Origin of the sequence: Bradyrhizobium sp. 23, from assembly GCF_023073295.1 — a bacterium.
Lineage (GTDB): Bacteria > Pseudomonadota > Alphaproteobacteria > Rhizobiales > Xanthobacteraceae > Bradyrhizobium > Bradyrhizobium canariense_D.
This window is the reverse complement of sequence record NZ_JADPJF010000124.1, coordinates 250,205-266,361: the sequence shown is the minus strand read 5'-3', so window position 1 is coordinate 266,361 and position 16,157 is coordinate 250,205. Positions and strand designations below refer to the sequence as shown.

13 protein-coding genes and 2 pseudogenes are annotated in these 16,157 nt (G+C 65.0%); 5 read left to right on the top strand and 10 right to left on the bottom strand.

What is annotated here, in order from left to right; genetic code table 11:
* Positions 1-15: 15 nt before the first annotated feature.
* Both IVB32_RS30525 and IVB32_RS30520 read right to left on the bottom strand, forming a co-directional pair.
* Positions 16-1,386 carry a sigma-54 dependent transcriptional regulator gene (locus IVB32_RS30525; RefSeq protein ID WP_007591127.1) on the bottom strand — a complete coding sequence of 457 codons (1,371 nt, stop codon included), beginning with the start codon at positions 1,384-1,386 and terminating at the stop codon, positions 16-18.
* Between the two features lie 15 nt (positions 1,387-1,401).
* Positions 1,402-3,795 carry a PAS domain-containing sensor histidine kinase gene (locus tag IVB32_RS30520; protein ID WP_247296762.1) on the bottom strand — a complete coding sequence of 798 codons (2,394 nt, stop codon included), beginning with the start codon at positions 3,793-3,795 and terminating at the stop codon, positions 1,402-1,404.
* A gap of 174 nt (positions 3,796-3,969) precedes the next feature.
* On the opposite strand from IVB32_RS30520, the gene IVB32_RS30515 reads away from it, so the two are divergent.
* Positions 3,970-4,116 carry a hypothetical protein gene (locus tag IVB32_RS30515; protein ID WP_018457826.1) on the top strand — a complete coding sequence of 49 codons (147 nt, stop codon included), beginning with the start codon at positions 3,970-3,972 and terminating at the stop codon, positions 4,114-4,116.
* Between the two features lie 166 nt (positions 4,117-4,282).
* On the opposite strand, the gene ntrC is transcribed toward IVB32_RS30515, so the two are convergent.
* From ntrC to dusB, 3 genes are read right to left on the bottom strand one after another with little or no spacing between them, the layout of a single operon-like run.
* Positions 4,283-5,725, bottom strand: a complete 1,443-nt coding sequence (gene ntrC / locus IVB32_RS30510; RefSeq protein WP_007610301.1) for a nitrogen regulation protein NR(I) — start codon at positions 5,723-5,725, stop codon at positions 4,283-4,285.
* 9 nt (positions 5,726-5,734) lie between these two features.
* Positions 5,735-6,910 carry a nitrogen regulation protein NR(II) gene (locus IVB32_RS30505; protein ID WP_026233448.1) on the bottom strand — a complete coding sequence of 392 codons (1,176 nt, stop codon included), beginning with the start codon at positions 6,908-6,910 and terminating at the stop codon, positions 5,735-5,737.
* The gene (dusB, locus tag IVB32_RS30500; RefSeq protein WP_247296839.1) at positions 6,907-7,908 is read right to left on the bottom strand and encodes a tRNA dihydrouridine synthase DusB; all 1,002 of its coding nucleotides are present in this window, start codon (positions 7,906-7,908) and stop codon (positions 6,907-6,909) included. Before dusB ends, IVB32_RS30505 begins: the two co-directional genes overlap by 4 nt.
* A gap of 282 nt (positions 7,909-8,190) precedes the next feature.
* Between dusB and IVB32_RS30495 the strand changes: the two genes are divergently transcribed.
* Together IVB32_RS30495 and IVB32_RS30490 are read left to right on the top strand one after the other, a co-directional pair.
* Positions 8,191-9,372 carry a bifunctional 2-C-methyl-D-erythritol 4-phosphate cytidylyltransferase/2-C-methyl-D-erythritol 2,4-cyclodiphosphate synthase gene (locus IVB32_RS30495; protein WP_247296764.1) on the top strand — a complete coding sequence of 394 codons (1,182 nt, stop codon included), beginning with the start codon at positions 8,191-8,193 and terminating at the stop codon, positions 9,370-9,372.
* Positions 9,373-9,375: 3 nt separating this feature from the next.
* The gene (locus tag IVB32_RS30490) at positions 9,376-9,987 is read left to right on the top strand and encodes a CinA family protein (RefSeq protein WP_247296767.1); all 612 of its coding nucleotides are present in this window, start codon (positions 9,376-9,378) and stop codon (positions 9,985-9,987) included.
* Between the two features lie 97 nt (positions 9,988-10,084).
* Here the strand turns inward: IVB32_RS30490 and IVB32_RS30485 are convergent.
* Positions 10,085-10,219 (bottom strand): annotated as a pseudogene (locus tag IVB32_RS30485) (mechanosensitive ion channel domain-containing protein); the annotation flags it as partial.
* Between IVB32_RS30485 and IVB32_RS43160 the strand changes: the two are divergent.
* Positions 10,213-10,317 (top strand): annotated as a pseudogene (locus IVB32_RS43160) (cytochrome c4); the annotation flags it as partial. The pseudogenes IVB32_RS30485 and IVB32_RS43160 sit on opposite strands and share 7 nt — an antisense overlap.
* Positions 10,318-10,458: 141 nt before the next feature.
* Here IVB32_RS43160 and IVB32_RS30480 read toward each other — a convergent pair.
* Both IVB32_RS30480 and lipA read right to left on the bottom strand, forming a co-directional pair.
* A complete protein-coding gene (locus IVB32_RS30480) occupies positions 10,459-10,929 on the bottom strand; it encodes a type II toxin-antitoxin system RatA family toxin (RefSeq protein WP_018457820.1) in 471 nt (156 codons plus the stop codon).
* 6 nt (positions 10,930-10,935) lie between these two features.
* Positions 10,936-11,892 carry a lipoyl synthase gene (lipA, locus tag IVB32_RS30475; RefSeq protein ID WP_007591147.1) on the bottom strand — a complete coding sequence of 319 codons (957 nt, stop codon included), beginning with the start codon at positions 11,890-11,892 and terminating at the stop codon, positions 10,936-10,938.
* A 130-nt stretch (positions 11,893-12,022) separates the two neighbouring features.
* On the opposite strand from lipA, the gene IVB32_RS30470 reads away from it, so the two are divergent.
* Positions 12,023-12,625 (top strand): DNA-3-methyladenine glycosylase, encoded by a 603-nt coding sequence (locus tag IVB32_RS30470; RefSeq protein WP_247296769.1) that lies wholly within the window; start codon positions 12,023-12,025, stop codon positions 12,623-12,625.
* A gap of 2 nt (positions 12,626-12,627) precedes the next feature.
* Here IVB32_RS30470 and IVB32_RS30465 read toward each other — a convergent pair whose 3' ends face one another.
* Together IVB32_RS30465 and IVB32_RS30460 are read right to left on the bottom strand one after the other, a co-directional pair.
* The gene (locus IVB32_RS30465) at positions 12,628-15,504 is read right to left on the bottom strand and encodes a valine--tRNA ligase (protein ID WP_247412330.1); all 2,877 of its coding nucleotides are present in this window, start codon (positions 15,502-15,504) and stop codon (positions 12,628-12,630) included.
* Positions 15,505-15,644: 140 nt separating this feature from the next.
* On the bottom strand, positions 15,645-16,157 hold a 513-nt coding region (locus IVB32_RS30460; RefSeq protein ID WP_247412327.1), incomplete at its 5' end, for a DUF2497 domain-containing protein.

Sequence of the window (16,157 nt, the reverse complement as noted above, 5' to 3'; positions counted from 1 at the left end):
AACGACGTCGCAGCGTTAGCCGACGCCGAGCGCCTTCAACTTCCGGTGCAGCGCCGAGCGTTCCATGCCAACAAACTCGGCCGTGCGAGAAATATTTCCTGAAAAACGGCTGATCTGTGCAATCAAATAGTCGCGCTCGAACACTTCGCGCGCTTCGCGCAGCGGCAGGCCCATGATGTGCTCGCCATTGTTGCTGGTCGGCATCGCGGGCACCATGGAGCCGACATCCTGCGGCAGCATGTCGGCAGTGATGATGACTTCCGGCCCGCCAGCGGCGAGAATCATGACTCTCTCAACGTTGTTGCGGAGCTGGCGCACATTGCCCGGCCAGACATGCGACTGCAGTACCGCCATCGCGTCCTGGCCGATCTGCCGCTTGGGCAGGCCGCTGCCCGCGGAGATCTGCTCCATGAAATAGTCGATCAATTCCGGAATGTCTTCACGCCGCTCCGACAATGCGGGCACGCGGATCGGCACCACCGAGAGCCGGTGATAGAGGTCCTCGCGGAAATGACCGGCCGCGATTTCCTCTTCGAGGTTGCGCGCGGTGGAGGAGATGATGCGGACGTCGACCTGCACCTTGCCGTTGCCGCCGACGCGCTGGAACGACTGCTCGACCAGCACGCGCAAGATCTTGTTCTGGGTCTCGCGCGGCATGTCCGCGATCTCGTCGATGAACAGCGTGCCGCCATGAGCCTCTTCGAGTGCGCCGGGCTTGCGCGCGTGCTCGCCGTTGGACTGCTCGATGCCGAACAGCTCGTGCTCCATCCGCTCGGGCGTGATCGCAGCGGCGTTGATGACGACGAAGGGGCCGTCGGCGCGGCCCGAGGCCGTGTGCAACGTGCGGGCGGTCAGTTCCTTGCCGGCGCCCGCGGGGCCGACGATCAGGATGCGGCTGTTGGCCTTGGCCGCACGCTCGATGGTCTGGCGCAGCTGGTTCATGCTGGGAGAGCGGCCGACCAGCGAGCTTGCGCTCGGCGCGAGCTGCTTCAGCTCCTTGACCTCGCGCTTGAGCCGCGAGTTCTCCAGTGCACGGTTGGCGACCAGGATCAGCCGGTCGGTCTTGAACGGCTTCTCGATGAAGTCGTAGGCGCCACGCTTGATCGCGGCGACCGCAGTCTCGATGTTGCCGTGGCCGGAGATCATCACGACCGGCAGATCGGGGTTGTCCTTCTTGACCTGCTCCAAGAGCTGCAAGCCGTCGAGCTTGGAGCCCTGCAGCCAGATGTCGAGGAACACCAGATGCGGCCTGCGGTTGGCGATCTCGGCGAGCGCCGTATCGCTGTCGCGCGCGGTCCGGGTCACGAAACCCTCGTCTTCGAGGATGCCCGCAACGAGATCCCGAATATCGGCCTCATCATCGACAATCAGAATTTCACTTGCCATGGATCGCCTGTTTTCTCAGCTGCCTGTTGAGGCTTTGATCTTCGTTGAATCATTGGTCTTTTCAGCCGGCTTTTTGGTTTCGACGGCCGCCTCTTTTGTTTCCGGATCCTTGAGGGATTGCGTGGCCGTTTCGCCGCTTTCCGGCTTGGTCGTTGCCGCGGCTGCCGGTTCGGCCCCCTCGCTTTTCGCGGGAGCGCCGGCGATCGCAAAACGCATCCGCATCCAGGCGCCGCGCTGGCCCTCGCGGAAGTCCGAGGCATCCTTCAGCTCGATGCGCCCGCCATGGTCTTCCAGCACGCGACCGACGATCGCGAGCCCAAGGCCGGTGCCTTTGGCGCGTGTCGTCACATAGGGCTCGAGCAGGCGCGAGCGCGCCACCTTGGGCAGACCGATGCCGTTGTCGACGACGTCGATCAGCACGTCCTCGCCCTCGCGCGAGACCACGACGTCGATCCGGCCCTTGCCGAGCTCCTCCAGGGGGACCTGCTCGATTGCCTCGGTGGCGTTCTTGACGATGTTGGTGACGGCCTGCGAGATCAGCCGCCGGTCGAACTGCGCGCGCAGCGGGTCTTCCTTGAACTCGGCCTCGATATCGATCTCGGGGTGGGCGACCTTCATCAGGAACACCGCCTGCCGCACTGTGTCGGCGACGTCCTCACCCTCCATGACCGGCTTAGGCATCCGCGCAAAGCGCGAGAACTCGTCGACCATGCGGCGGATGTCGTCGACCTGACGCACGATGGTGTCGGTGCACTGTTCGAAGATCTGCTTGTCCTTGCCCTCCGTGATGTCCTTGCCGAATTTGCGGCGAATGCGTTCGGCGGAGAGCTGGATCGGGGTCAGCGGATTCTTGATCTCATGCGCGATGCGGCGCGCGACGTCGCCCCAGGCCGAGGTGCGTTGCGCCGAGACCAGTTCGGTGATGTCGTCGAGCGTGATGATGTAGCTGTCGTGCGGCTGGCTGGTCTTCTCGGCGCTGACGCGGACCGACAGATTGCGTTCCTGCCCGTCGCGCGTGATCGTGATCTGCCCCTGCACCAGGCGCTGGGTCCCTTCCCGCGCCGTCTTCATCATCTCTTCGAGCTCGGGCAGCACGTCGGAGAGCGGATGGCCGAGCGTCTCGGCTTCGGAGTGACCGATCAGCTTTTCGGCGGAACGGTTGAGAATGCCGACGCTGCCTGAGGTATCCACGCCGATGATGCCGGCGCTGGCGGACGACAGCACCGCCTCGATGAAGCGGCGGCGGCTGTCGATGAGCTCGCTGGCGTTGACGAGCTCGTCGCGCTGGCTACGCAACTCCTCCGTCATCTTGTTGAAGGTCTCACCCAGCTGGGCGAGGTCGCCTTCCGACTGGTGCACCGGCACTTTCACATGGAGATCGCCCGTCGAGACCGTCTGGGCCGCGTTCATCAGCCGCCGGATCGGCGAGACCAGCGAGTTGGCGAAGTTGAGGCCGATCAGCACCGAGGCCATCAGGATGGTCAGCGCGATCACAGCGAACATCAGCGCGAACGCGACCTGGATGCCGAGCCGGCGCGACTCGATCTGGGCGTATTCGGCGACGCTGACCTCGGTCTGCTTGAGCTGGTTGACGACATTCGGATCGAGCGGCCGTGCGACGTAGAGGAATGTGTCACTGAAGGCGCGCAAGCGGACCACCGCGGCGACGAAGCTCGCATCGGGCAGCACCGCGATCTCGGGTTCGGATTCGTTGACGTTGCTGAGGAAGTCCGGTGCCGGCGGCGAATAGGCCAGCCGCATGCCGGTGTCGGCGGATTCGAGAATGTTGGTGTTCTTGTCGATGATCATCGCGCCCGGCAAATTGCGCGAGGCGGCGCTGGACGTCAGCAATTCGCGAAACGAGCGGCGATCCTGGTCGTAGAGCGGCCGCGCGTGGGCGATGTCGTTGGCCATGCCGAGAATGTCGCCCCGGATCAGCTGCGCATGGTCCTGCATGTAAGCCCGCGCGATCGTCAGTGAATTCTGGATCACCTCCTTGGTCGGGCCGGAGAACAGGCGGTCGAGGCCGCGCTCGATGGTGACGTTGGCGACGACGGCGACCAGCACCGCCGGCAGCACCGCCACGATCGAGAACAGGCTGACGATCTGGACATGGAGGCGCGCCGCCGCCCTGCCCCGCCGTCGCGCCAGGATCAGCTGCCAGAGCTCGCGGATGATGATGCCGACCAGCAGCAGGATGGTGGCTGCGTTGCTCAGATAGAACGAACGGACAACTTGCGGCGTCAGTTCGATGCTGGTGAGGCCGGTCAGGACCAGGAAGGTGAGCAAGGCCGACAGCAGCGCCAGCGCCACGGCGAACGGCGCCAGCCAGCGTCGCGCCGACCAACGCCGGGGCTCTTCTGCTGGGGCCGTGTCAAGGGATGCGGCCGAGGTGTCTGCGCTGGTCATTCCGGCAACGGGTGCTGAAAACGGGGGGCCGCGGCGGGCGGCTACTGATGTATTCGTACCACATTGTTGCCGAATTGCGACAATTCCGCGGCGTCACCGCCGCGACCGACCCGCGCATCCACAGCGACATGCCGGAGGGCGGGAACGGATTCCAGCCCCGGCGGCTTGACCAGCATGCACAGGTTCTTTCTCGCAATGATGGTATCGGCCGTGCTGCTGCTGATCGTGGCGGCGGACCTGCTGGTCAATGGTCTCGGGGTGCAGGAGCCCAATGCGAACGTCGCCAGCGCAATACAGGTCTCAGGCCGGTTTGTCAGATAGGTGTGAGGCCGCGTCCCGCGGCTGAAATGACCTTTTGAATGTTCCTGCGGAACATTTCAGTCCGATCGGGACTTCTGCTCACCGCGTCAGCCACGACGGCCAACGCGATCGGACAGGCTCAGCTCCGCTTGGTAGGGGGAGCTGAGCCACCGGCCGTTGCGGGGGGCTAGCCGCCGCTCCGATACACCTGGATATCGAGATCCCGGATCTTCTTCCGCAGCGTGTTGCGGTTGAGGCCGAGCAGATCGGCGGCGCGGATCTGGTTGCCGCGGGTGGCCGCGAGCGCGGCCGTGAGCAGTGGCACCTCGATCTCCTTCAGGATGCGGTGATAGAGGCCCGGCGGCGGCACGCCGTTCGGGAAGCCCTGGAAGTGCGAAGAGAGATACGCCTCCACGGCGCCGCCGAGATTGTCGACGCCATGCTGGACTGCGGCACCCGGGCTGACCGTGGGTGGCGCCAGCTCGCCGTCGATGACGGACCCCGTGATCACGTCCTGCGGATAGAGCGCGGCGAGGCGACGGGCGAGGTTCTCGAGCTCGCGCACATTGCCCGGCCAGCGGTGCTGCTTCATCCGCTCCAGCGCCAGCGTGTCGAGCTTCTTCGGCGGCAGGCCGTCCTTCTCCGCCAGCGCGAAGAAATGACGGATGAGATCGGGCAGATCCTCGATGCGCTCGCGCAACGGCGGCAGCCGTAGCGGGACGACGTTGAGGCGGAAGAACAGATCTTCGCGGAACAGGCCTTGCTGGATCAGGACGCGCAGATCCTTGTTGGAGGCCGCGACGATGCGCACGTCGGTCTTGATCGGGGTGCGACCGCCGACCGTGGTGTATTCGCCCTGCTGAAGCACGCGCAGCAGACGGGTCTGCGCCTCCATCGGCATGTCGCCGATCTCGTCCAGGAACAGCGTGCCGCCCTCGGCCTGCTCGAACCGGCCGGAGGCGCGGGTGTTGGCGCCGGTGAAGGCGCCGCGCTCATGGCCGAACAGTTCCGACTCGATCAGGTCGCGCGGGATCGCCGCCATATTGACCGCGACGAACGGTCCATTGCGGCGCTTGCCGTAGTCGTGCAACGCGCGCGCCACCAGCTCCTTGCCGGTACCGGACTCGCCTGTGATCATCACGGTGAGGTCGGTCTGCATCAGGCGCGCCAGCACGCGATAGATTTCCTGCATCGCCGGCGAGCGGCCGACCAGCGGGATCGCCTCCATCTCGGCGTCCTCGTTCGGCGTCGAGACCCGCTCCTTCGGCTCGGCCAGCGCGCGGCCGACGATGGCGATCAGCTCCTTCAGATCGAAGGGCTTCGGCAGATATTCATAGGCGCCGCGCTCGGAGGCCCGGATAGCCGTCATGAAGGTGTTTTGCGCGCTCATGACGATAACAGGCAAATTCGGCCGCATCTTCTTGATCCGCGGCAACAGGTCGAACGCGTTCTCGTCGGGCATCACCACGTCGGTGATGACGAGATCGCCCTCCCCCTGGCTGACCCAGCGCCACAGCGTCGCGGCATTGCCGGTCAGCCGCACTTCGTAGCCGGCGCGCGATAGTGCCTGATTGAGAACCGTGCGGATGGCGGTGTCGTCATCAGCAACGAGAATGCTACCTGCGGGCATCGTTAATCCTCATTTCGCCCCCTGTGACGCAGACGACGACTTCCCGGCAGAGCCGTCGTGACTGCTTTGATCGGCATGTTTCACCGATGTGGAATACATCGGCATCAGCACGCGGAAGGTTGTCTTGCGCGGCTGAGATTCGCATTCGATGATGCCCCCGTGATCCCCGATGATCTTTGCGACCAGCGCGAGGCCCAGACCCGAGCCGGTCTGTTTGGTGGTGACGAAGGGATCGAACAGGTTTGGCAGAAGATCGTCCGGCACGCCTGGTCCGTTGTCCTTCACGCAGAATTCGAGCGGCAGGGATACACGGGATTTTTGACCCGGGACTGACAGGCGGACGCCGGGGCGGAACGCGGTGGTGAGCTGGATTTCGCCGTCGGGAACGTCGATCAGCGCTTCGGCGGCGTTCTTCACCAGGTTGAGAAACACCTGGATGAGCTGGTCCTGGTTCGCCAGCACCGGGGGCAGCGAGGGATCGTAATCCTCGACGAAGCGGATGTTGCGGGCAAAGCCGGACTGCGCCAGCCGTTTGACGTGATCGAGCACCGAATGAATGTTGACGGGGCCGCGCACCACGGGGCGCTCGTCGCCGAACACCTCCATGCGGTCGACCAGCGTCACGATGCGGTCGGCCTCGTCGCAGATCAGCCGCGTCAGCATGCGGTCTTCCGAGGAGGCCTGCTGCTCCAGGAGCTGCGCGGCGCCGCGGATGCCCGAGAGCGGGTTCTTGATCTCGTGCGCCAGCATCGCGGCGAGCGCGATCACCGAGCGCGCGGCGCTGCGATGGGTGAGCTGGCGGTCCATCTTGTCGGCGATGGAGCGTTCCTGAAGCATCACCACGATATGGCCGGGCCGCTCCGTGACGGGGGCAACGTGCAGATCGACCTGGCGGTCCCCGCCCATGCGCGGCGTGCCCAGATCGACCTTGTACTCGTTGACAGGTGCGTTCGACGAACGCACCTGGTCGATCAGCGCCAGCAAGGGGCTGCCAAACGGCACCAGCTCTTTCAGCGACTGCCGCTTCAAGAACTGCGTCGAGATATCGAAGAAGGCTTCGGTTGCGATGTTGGCGGCGACGATTTTGCCGTCCGGCCCGATCATCAGCACGGGATTGGGAAGTGCGTCCAGGATGGCATCGCTGTCGGACGGAAACGGCCGACGATGTTCAGCAACTGAGCTCATGCAGCGGCGCTCCATGCGAAGTCGTCGAAGGCATCTTGCAGTGACCGGTGAACGAGGTGCGGATCCTCCGAGGTGAGGATTTTCTGGCGCCAGGATTTCAGCTTCTCGGCCGGCGCACGACTCACATCGGCCGCGACGTCGAGCGCCCAGCCCAGATGTTTTCGCGCATGCCGCAGGCCGATGCGCAGGCCGTAGAGCGCGCAGACGCCTTCATAAAGCGTGCGCACATAATGCAGCTGCGTCTCGAGCGGCGGCGTGGCTTCCACCGCCCCACCCTTGAGGCGGCGGCCGATCTGGCCGGGCAGCCAGGGCTGGCCCTGCGCGCCGCGGCCGATCATCACGGCATCGGCGCCGGAGGCCTTTAACGCCGCGAGGGCCTTCTCGTAAGTGGTGATGTCGCCATTGACGACGAGCGGAATGGAGATGGCCTCGCGTACGGCGCGGATCGCATCCCAATCGGCCTCGCCCCTGTAGAACTGGCAGCGGGTGCGGCCGTGCACGGTGACGAGCTTGATGCCTGATGCCTGTGCGCGCCGCGCCAGTTCCGGCGCGTTGCGGGTGCGGTCGTCCCAGCCGAGCCGCATCTTCAGCGTCACCGGTACCTTCACCGCCGCGATCGTCGCTTCGATCAGGCTAACGGCGTGGTCGAGGTCGCGCATCAAGGCGGAACCGGACTGGCCGCCGGTGACGTGACGGGCCGGACAGCCCATGTTGATGTCGATGATATCGGCGCCTTCGGCTTCAGCGATCCGGGCGCCCTCCGCCATCCAATGCGTCTCGCAACCGGCGAGCTGGACCACGTGGGGACCGATCCCCGTGGCTTCGCAGCGCAACCGGGACATATGATGGCCATTGGCGAGTTCGTCGCTGGCCGTCATTTCGGACACCACCAGACCGGCCCCCAACTCCGCGGCAAGCCGGCGGACGGGCGAGTCAGTCACCCCCGACATCGGTGCCAGGAAGACCGGGGTGGCGACATCAATATCGCCTATCTTCAATGGCTTAGAGCCTGATACTACCGAGCCGGTCACAGGGGTCTCGTTGCGTTGGCAGCGCCTCATCGCGCCTGCCATGACCCTATCTTGCGCACAATTCTTGTGCAGTCAAGCGTCATGCCTACAGTTTAGACAGTTCTGCAAATCTTTCAAGTGCAGTGCAGCAAAATGCTGTTTCCCACAATCCGGGGAAACCCCCTTTTATTGCGGGCCTGCCGTGCTAGAGGCATGCGGCGATCACCCCACCCCCGACTCTCTTCATCACCAAATGAGTATTTGAGTCCTATGGCGAAATCACAGCGCACCGCAGTCGTCCTCGTCGCTGCCGGACGCGGCCTGCGCGCAGGCGCCGGTGGCCCCAAGCAATATCGCGAGATCGGCGGCGTGCCGGTGATCTATCGCGCCATGGAGGCCTTCAGCCGTCATGCGGACGTGTTCGCAGTTCAGCCAGTCGTGAACCCGGACGACAGCGCCATGTTCACGGCGGCGGTCGCAGGGCTCGGCCACGAGGCGCCGGTCAATGGCGGCGCGACCCGGCAGGCCTCGGTGCTCGCCGGTCTCGAAGCGCTCGCCAGGCACAAGCCCGACATCGTCCTGATCCACGACGCCGCGCGACCCTTCGTTTCGGAAGGCGTGATCACCCGCGCGATCGATGCGGCCAGCCGCACCGGCGCCGCGATCCCCGTCGTTCCCGTCACCGACACCATCAAGATCACCGGCGAGAATGACAATGTCGAGGACACGCCGGACCGGGCGCGGTTGCGAGTTGCGCAGACGCCGCAATCCTTTCGTTTCGACGTCATCCTCGAAGCGCATCGTCGCGCGGCCAAGGACGGGCGCAGCGATTTCACCGACGATGCCGCGATCGCCGAATGGGCGGGATTGACGGTTGCAACCTTTGAAGGCGATGTTGCCAATATGAAGCTCACCACTCCCGAGGATTTCGTGCGCGAGGAAGCGCGGCTGGCAAGCCTGCTCGGCGACATCAGGACCGGCACGGGCTACGACGTCCACGCCTTCGGCGAGGGCGACCATCTCATGATATGCGGCGTGCGCGTGCCGCACACCAAAGGCTTCCTGGCCCATTCCGACGGCGATGTCGGCCTGCATGCGCTGGTCGACGCCATCCTGGGCGCGCTCGCTGACGGCGACATCGGATCGCACTTTCCGCCCAGCGACGCGACGTGGAAAGGCGCCTCCTCCGACCAGTTTTTGCAATACGCCATCGAGCGCGTCACCCAGCGCGGCGGCCGCATCGCCAATCTCGAGGTGACCATGATCTGCGAGCGGCCGAAGATCGGCCCCTTGCGCGAGACCATGCGCGCGCGCATCGCCGAGATTTCCGGCGTCGACATCTCCCGCGTCGCGGTCAAGGCGACCACCAGCGAGCGGCTCGGCTTCACCGGCCGCGAGGAAGGCATCGCGGCCACCGCGAGCGCCACCATCCGTCTGCCCTGGAGTGTCTAGGCCATGGCCGGCAGCGACGCACGCGCCCTCTCCCGCTCGCTGCTCGATTTGTGCCGGATGCGCAAGCTGACGATCGCGACCGCGGAATCCTGCACCGGCGGCCTGGTTGCCGGTGCGCTGACCGACATCCCCGGCTCTTCCGACGTCATCGATCGCGGCTTCGTCACCTATTCCAACGACGCCAAGCGCGCGATGCTCGGCGTCGAGGCAAGCACGCTCACCAATTTCGGCGCCGTCAGCAGGGAGACGGCAACAGCCATGGCGGTCGGCGCGCTGGAGCGTGCCGGCGTCGATCTTGCAGTCGCTATCACCGGCATTGCCGGCCCCGGCGGCGCCACGCCCGGCAAGCCGGTTGGCCTCGTGCATTTCGCCGCCGCCGCGCGCGACGGACGCATCGTCCATCGCGAGCATCGCTTTGGCGCCATCGGCCGCACCGCCGTGCGTCAGCGCTCCGTGGTCGAGGCGCTGCGCATGCTGATGGATCTCGCCCGCGGCCAGCAAGTTACGGCCAAGCCGAAACGTGCCGCCGCAGTAACCCGCCTGCGCCCGCGCGTGACACGATCACCGCGCCGGCACGCGGTGAAGCGCAGGCCGCCGCGCTCACCGCGGGGGTGAGATCCCTTACGCAGCCGCGAGTTAAGCACTCACGTGATCGAGCACGCACTGCTTGATCGCACTGTGATTGACGATGGCTGCGCCCCACACCAGCCCGTAGCGACTTGACCTTCCCCGCCATGCCGGTGACCTCGACGTCATTGCCGATGTGGAAGGGTCGAAACAGCAGCAGCATGACGCCGGCGGCGATGTTGGAGAGTGGGCCCTGTAATGCCAGACCAACGGCGAGAGATGCGCAACATTGCCCGTGCGATGACGCCGCTGGAGATCGAGCAGGCCGCTGCGTATTATGCCTCGCAGCCGCCGGATGTCGTGAAGGCGGTGGATTGAAATTTTGGCACGCCTGCCTTCCCCATCGTCATTGCGAGCGCAGCGAAGCAATCCAGAGTCTCTCCGCAGAGGGATTCTGGATTGCTTCGTCGCAAGGGCTCTTCGCAATGACGGAGGAGAGAGCGTGCCCGTCCGCAACCACTACGACGACACCAGCTTCCGCCGTCCGTAGATCGCATCCGCCCGCTTCTCGAAGGCGATGGAAAATCGCGCGAACGCGGCGTCGAACATCGAGCCCATCAGGAGCGCCAGCATGCGGCTCTTGAACTCGTAGGCAAGGAAGAAGCCGACATCGCAAACGCTCTCGCCTTTGGGCTCGAACGTCCAACGGTTTTCCAGATTGCTGAAGGGACCTTGCAGATATTCGACCAGGATCTTCAAATTGGCGCGGTCGAGCGTCACGCGGCTGGTGAAGGATTCCCTGACCAGCTTGAACGACACCGTCATGTCCGCGACCAGCACCTCGGTGCCGTCGGGTTTCGCCATGCGCTGACGGACCTTCAGCGCACTGCACAGCGGCACGAATTCCGGGTAGCGCTCGACGTCAGCGACCAGATCAAACATCTCGGACGCGCTGTGATCGACACGACGCTTGCTCGAAAAATTGGGCATGGCGATTCAGCGGGCGCTTGCTGCCCGCGCGGCCTTCAGTTTCGCAAAATCCTCGCCGGCATGATGCGACGAACGGGTGAGCGGGCTCGCAGACACCATCAGGAAACCCTTGGTGTAGGCGACCTTCTCGTAGGACGAAAACTCGTCCGGCGGCACGTAGCGCATCACGGCGTGATGCTTGCGGGTCGGCTGGAGATATTGCCCGATGGTCAGGAAATCGACGTCGGCGGAACGCAGATCGTCCATCACCTGCTGCACCTCGTGGCGCTCCTCGCCGAGGCCGACCATGATGCCGGACTTGGTGAAGATGGTGGGATCGAGCTCCTTGACCCGCTGCAACAGCCGGATCGAATGGAAATAGCGCGCGCCCGGCCGCACCGTGAGATAGCACGACGGCACGGTCTCGAGATTGTGGTTGAACACGTCGGGCTTCGCCGCGACGACGACCTCCAGCGCCCCCTCCTTGCGCAGGAAGTCGGGCGTCAGGATCTCGATCGTGGTCGAGGGGCACGCGGCGCGGATCGCGCGGATGGTCTGGGCGAAATGCTCGGCGCCGCCGTCAGTGAGATCGTCGCGGTCGACGGAGGTGATGACGACATGGGCAAGCCCGAGCTTGGCCACGGCCTCGCCGACGTTCTGCGGCTCGGCCGCGTCAAGCGCGTTCGGCATGCCGGTCTTGACGTTGCAGAAGGCACAGGCGCGGGTGCAGGTGTCGCCCATGATCATGAAGGTCGCGTGCTTCTTGTCCCAGCACTCGCCGATATTCGGGCAGCCCGCCTCCTCGCACACCGTATGCAGGCCGTTGGCGCGCACGATGTTGCGCGTGTCGGCATAGCCGCGGGTGTTGGGCGCGCGTACGCGGATCCAGTCCGGCTTCGGCGGCGAGGCGGAATCGGGCCGGTTCACCTTTTCGGGGTGACGTGGGCGCAGCGGGTTCGAGATGGTATCGACGATAACGACCATGGGGTGTCCGGTCTGACCAAGTCCTACCTAGTCGGTCTGGCCGGGCATCGCAACCCGGCTCGCACCGCTTCAGGGAACATGGCAGATATGGGCAATATCCTGCTCTGTTCTCTGGCGATTCTCACCTCGAATGGCTCCAGTCTCGAAGACCTCTACTCCTCGGCCCGGCAAAGCCCTGAAGCGTACCTTTTTCGCGCGCAGCGTCCACGAGGTCGCGCCCGATCTGATCGGTGCGACCATGCTGGTCAACGGCGTTGGCGGGATCATCGTCGAGGTCGAGGCCTATCATCATACCGAGCCGGCGGCGCACTCCTACAATGGCCCGACGCCGCGGAACCAGGTGATGTTCGGCCCGCCCGGCTTTGCCTATGTCTACCGCTCCTACGGCATCCACTGGTGTGTGAACTTCGTCTGCGAGGAAGAAGGCTCGGCCAGCGCCGTGCTGATCCGCGCGCTGGAGCCGACCCACGGAATCGCCGCGATGCGGCGGCGCCGCCATCTCCAGGATTTGCACACGTTGTGCTCGGGCCCGGGCAAGCTGACCGAAGCGCTCGGCATCACCATCGCGCACAATGCCTTGCCGCTCGACCGTCCGCCGATCGCGCTGCATGCGCGGACGGAGGACGTCGAGGTGGCGGCCGGCATCCGGATCGGCATCACCAAGGCGGTCGAGCTGCCCTGGCGCTATGGTGTCAGGGGCTCGAAATTCCTCAGCAAGCCGTTTCCGAAATAAGCTTACGACGCCTGCTTGAGCCGCTCCAGCGCCTCGAGCAGCTTGGCCTTGCGGGCGAGCGCGGCCTCGCGCTTCTCGCGCTCCTCCTCGACGACCTCCTCGGCCGCGTTGGCCACGAATTTCTCGTTGGCCAGTTTGGACTCGGCACGCTTGATGTCGGCGTCGGCCTTCCCGATCTCCTTGTCCAGACGCGTGCGCTCGGCGACGACGTCAATCACGCCCTTCAGCGGCAGCGCGGCCACCTCGCCGCGCACCAGGAGCTGGACCGCGCCGTCGGGCGCACGGTCCGCGAAGGAGATGTCCGACAGCCGCGCCATGCGCTTGATGACGTCGCTCCAGCGCGGCGCGCGCTCCTTCGTCTCGGCCGAGGCGCCTGCGAGCACCAGCGCCGTGAGGGTCGCCGGCGGGATGTTCATCTCGGCGCGCACCGAACGGATCTGCGTGACAAGGTCAATGACCCAGCCGATCTCGGCCTCGGCCGCGGGATCGGTGAAGTCGGCATGGTCGAAGATCGGCAGCACCCAAACCGGCGAGACGAGCGCGTCGGTCGGCCCCGTCGTCGCCGCGAGCATCGCAAGCTGCTCCGGCGTCGGCCCGGCCGGCTTCAGCGGCCACGGTGCCAGCGCGAGCAGACCGTCGCGCTTGGCCGTCACCTCCCACAGCTCCTCGGTGATGAAGGGCATGAAGGGGTGCAGCAGTTTCAGGATCTCGTCGCGCGCCCATGCCACCATGGCGCGGGTCTCGGCCTTGGCAGGGCTGTCGGGGCCGAGTAGCACGGGTTTTGCGAGCTCGAGATACCAGTCGCAATAGACGTTCCACACGAAGCGGTAGATGCTGCCGGCGGCGTCATTGAAGCGATAGGCCTCGATCGCCTCGGTCACCTCGCGCGTGGTGTGCGCACTCTCATGTGCGATCCAGCGGTTCAGCGTCTCTTTGACCTTCGCCGGCTCGAAGCCTTCGGGCACGGCGCAATGGTTCATCTCCGCAAAGCGCGACGCATTCCAGAGCTTGGTCGCGAAATTGCGATAGCCCTCGACACGGCTGGTGGCGAGCTTGATGTCGCGCCCCTGCGCGGCCATCGCGGCCAGCGTGAAGCGCAGCGCGTCCGCACCATATTGGTCGATCAGGCTGAGCGGATCGATGACGTTGCCCTTCGACTTCGACATCTTGGCGCCCTTCTCGTCGCGGACGAGGGCGTGGATGTAGATCGTCGAGAACGGCACCTCCTTCATGAAGTGCAGCCCCATCATCATCATGCGGGCGACCCAGAAGAAGATGATGTCGAAGCCCGTCACCAGTGCGTTGGTCGGGTAGTAGCGCTGCACTTCCGGCGCGTCTGCGGGCCAGCCGAGGGTCGAGAATGGCCACAGCGCCGAGGAGAACCAGGTGTCGAGCACGTCCTCGTCGCGCGTGATGAAGCCGTCACGCTTGTTGCGGTCGAGCGCCATCTCGCGGCCCTGCTCGACCGTGATGACTTCCTGCTCGACGTAATAGCCGAGGGCGTGGCTGACGGCCTCCTCCTCGGTCTCGGCGACGAACACCTTGCCATCAGGACCGTACCAGGCCGGGATCTGGTGGCCCCACCAGAGTTGGCGCGAGATGCACCAGGGCTGGATGTTCTCCATCCACTCGAAATAGGTTTTTTCCCAGTTCTTTGGCACGAAGGTGGTTTCGCCCGAACGCACGGTGGCCATCGCGGGCTTCGCCAGCGTCTTGGCGTCGACATACCATTGGTCGGTCAGATAGGGCTCGATCACCGTGCCGGAGCGGTCGCCATGCGGCACCATGTGGGTGTGAGGTTCGATCCGCTCGACGAAACCGAACGATTCCAGTCGCTCGACGATGCGCTTGCGCGCTGCAAAGCGATCGAGCTTGTTGAACTCCTCGGCGAACTGCGAGGCACCTTCCGGCAGGTCGCGCAGATAATCCTCGTTGTCGAGGAGATCGAGGCAACCTTCCTTGTCGATGACGCTGATTCGGGCGAGGCCGTGGCGATTGCCGACCTCGAAATCGTTGAAGTCGTGCGCCGGCGTCACCTTGACCGCGCCCGAGCCCTTCTCCGGATCGGAATAATCGTCGGCGACGATCTGGATCTTGCGGCCGACCAGCGGCAGGATCACGTTCTTGCCGACCAGCTTCTGATAGCGCTCGTCGTCGGGATGCACGGCCACCCCGGTATCGCCGAGCATGGTCTCCGGGCGCGTGGTGGCAACGACGATGAAGCTCGAGGGATCCTCGGGGCTGAAGATCTTGCCCTCGATCGGATAGCGCAGGTACCAGAGGCTACCCTTGACCTCGGTCTGCTGCACTTCGAGATCGGAGATCGCGGTGAGCAGCTTGGTGTCCCAGTTCACCAGCCGCTTGTCCTTGTAGATCATGCCGTCGCGGTGCAGCTCGACGAACACCTTGACCACGGCCTTGGACAGGCCCTCGTCCATGGTGAAGCGTTCGCGCGACCAGTCACAGGAGGCGCCGAGCCGCTTGAGTTGGTTGATGATGGTGTCGCCGCTCTCGGCCTTCCACTGCCAGACCCGCTCCAGAAACTTCTCGCGGCCCATCTCGCGACGGCTGGGCTGCTGGCGCTCCATCAGCTGCCGCTCCACCACCATCTGGGTGGCGATGCCGGCATGGTCGGTGCCGGGCTGCCACAGCACGTCGCGACCGCGCATGCGCTCGAACCGGCACAGGATGTCCTGGAGCGTGTTGTTGAGGGCGTGGCCCATGTGCAGCGAGCCCGTCACGTTCGGCGGCGGGATCACGATGGTAAAGGGCACAGCGTCGCGGCGGTCTGGGCGGCCGGCCTTGAAGGCAAGGCTGTCCTCCCACACGACGGACATGCGGGCTTCGATATCGGCGGGCTGGTAATTTTTCTCGATCATGGCGCTGTTAGAAAGCCGCGCAGGGGGTCCAAGTCAACGGAAAGGTCAAAGGAAAGCCAGGCGGCAACAGGGCTTTCCGGTCCGGTCGGGAGACAGAATATGACCCACAAGCAGGGCTTTATGAGGGCTCTGCGGCCGATCTACCTGCCGCCGCGCGATACCCGCTCGATTTCGGCCTTCACGATGCGTTCGACCAGGCCCGGCAAATTGTCGTCCAGCCAGGATTTCAGCATCGGACGCAGCATCTCCTTGACCAGATCCTCCAGCGTTCGCGCATTGCTGCTGAGCACCGTGTGGGCCAGGGAATTGAAGGCGGATTCGACCGCGGAGACCGTCGATTGCGCCAGCATCGGCTGTTGGGGCGGCAGCGGCGGCGCATCGAAGTCCACGGGCGCATAGGATGCCGGCGTCGGACGCGGCGGCGGCGATTCGGCGAATTCGAGATCGTCGCGCGGCTCGACCTTGCGGAAGCTCGGCGGCGGCGGAGGCGGCGTCGGCTCCATCGCCAGCGCCATATCGTCGGTCAATTCCAGCACGTCGGGCTCAGGTTCGGGCTCCGGCTCGGGAGCACGGATTTCCGGCGCGGGCGTGGCTGCGTCGAGCCCCGCCAGCAGCGCGTCGATATCGTCCTGATTGTTGGATGCATCCACCTC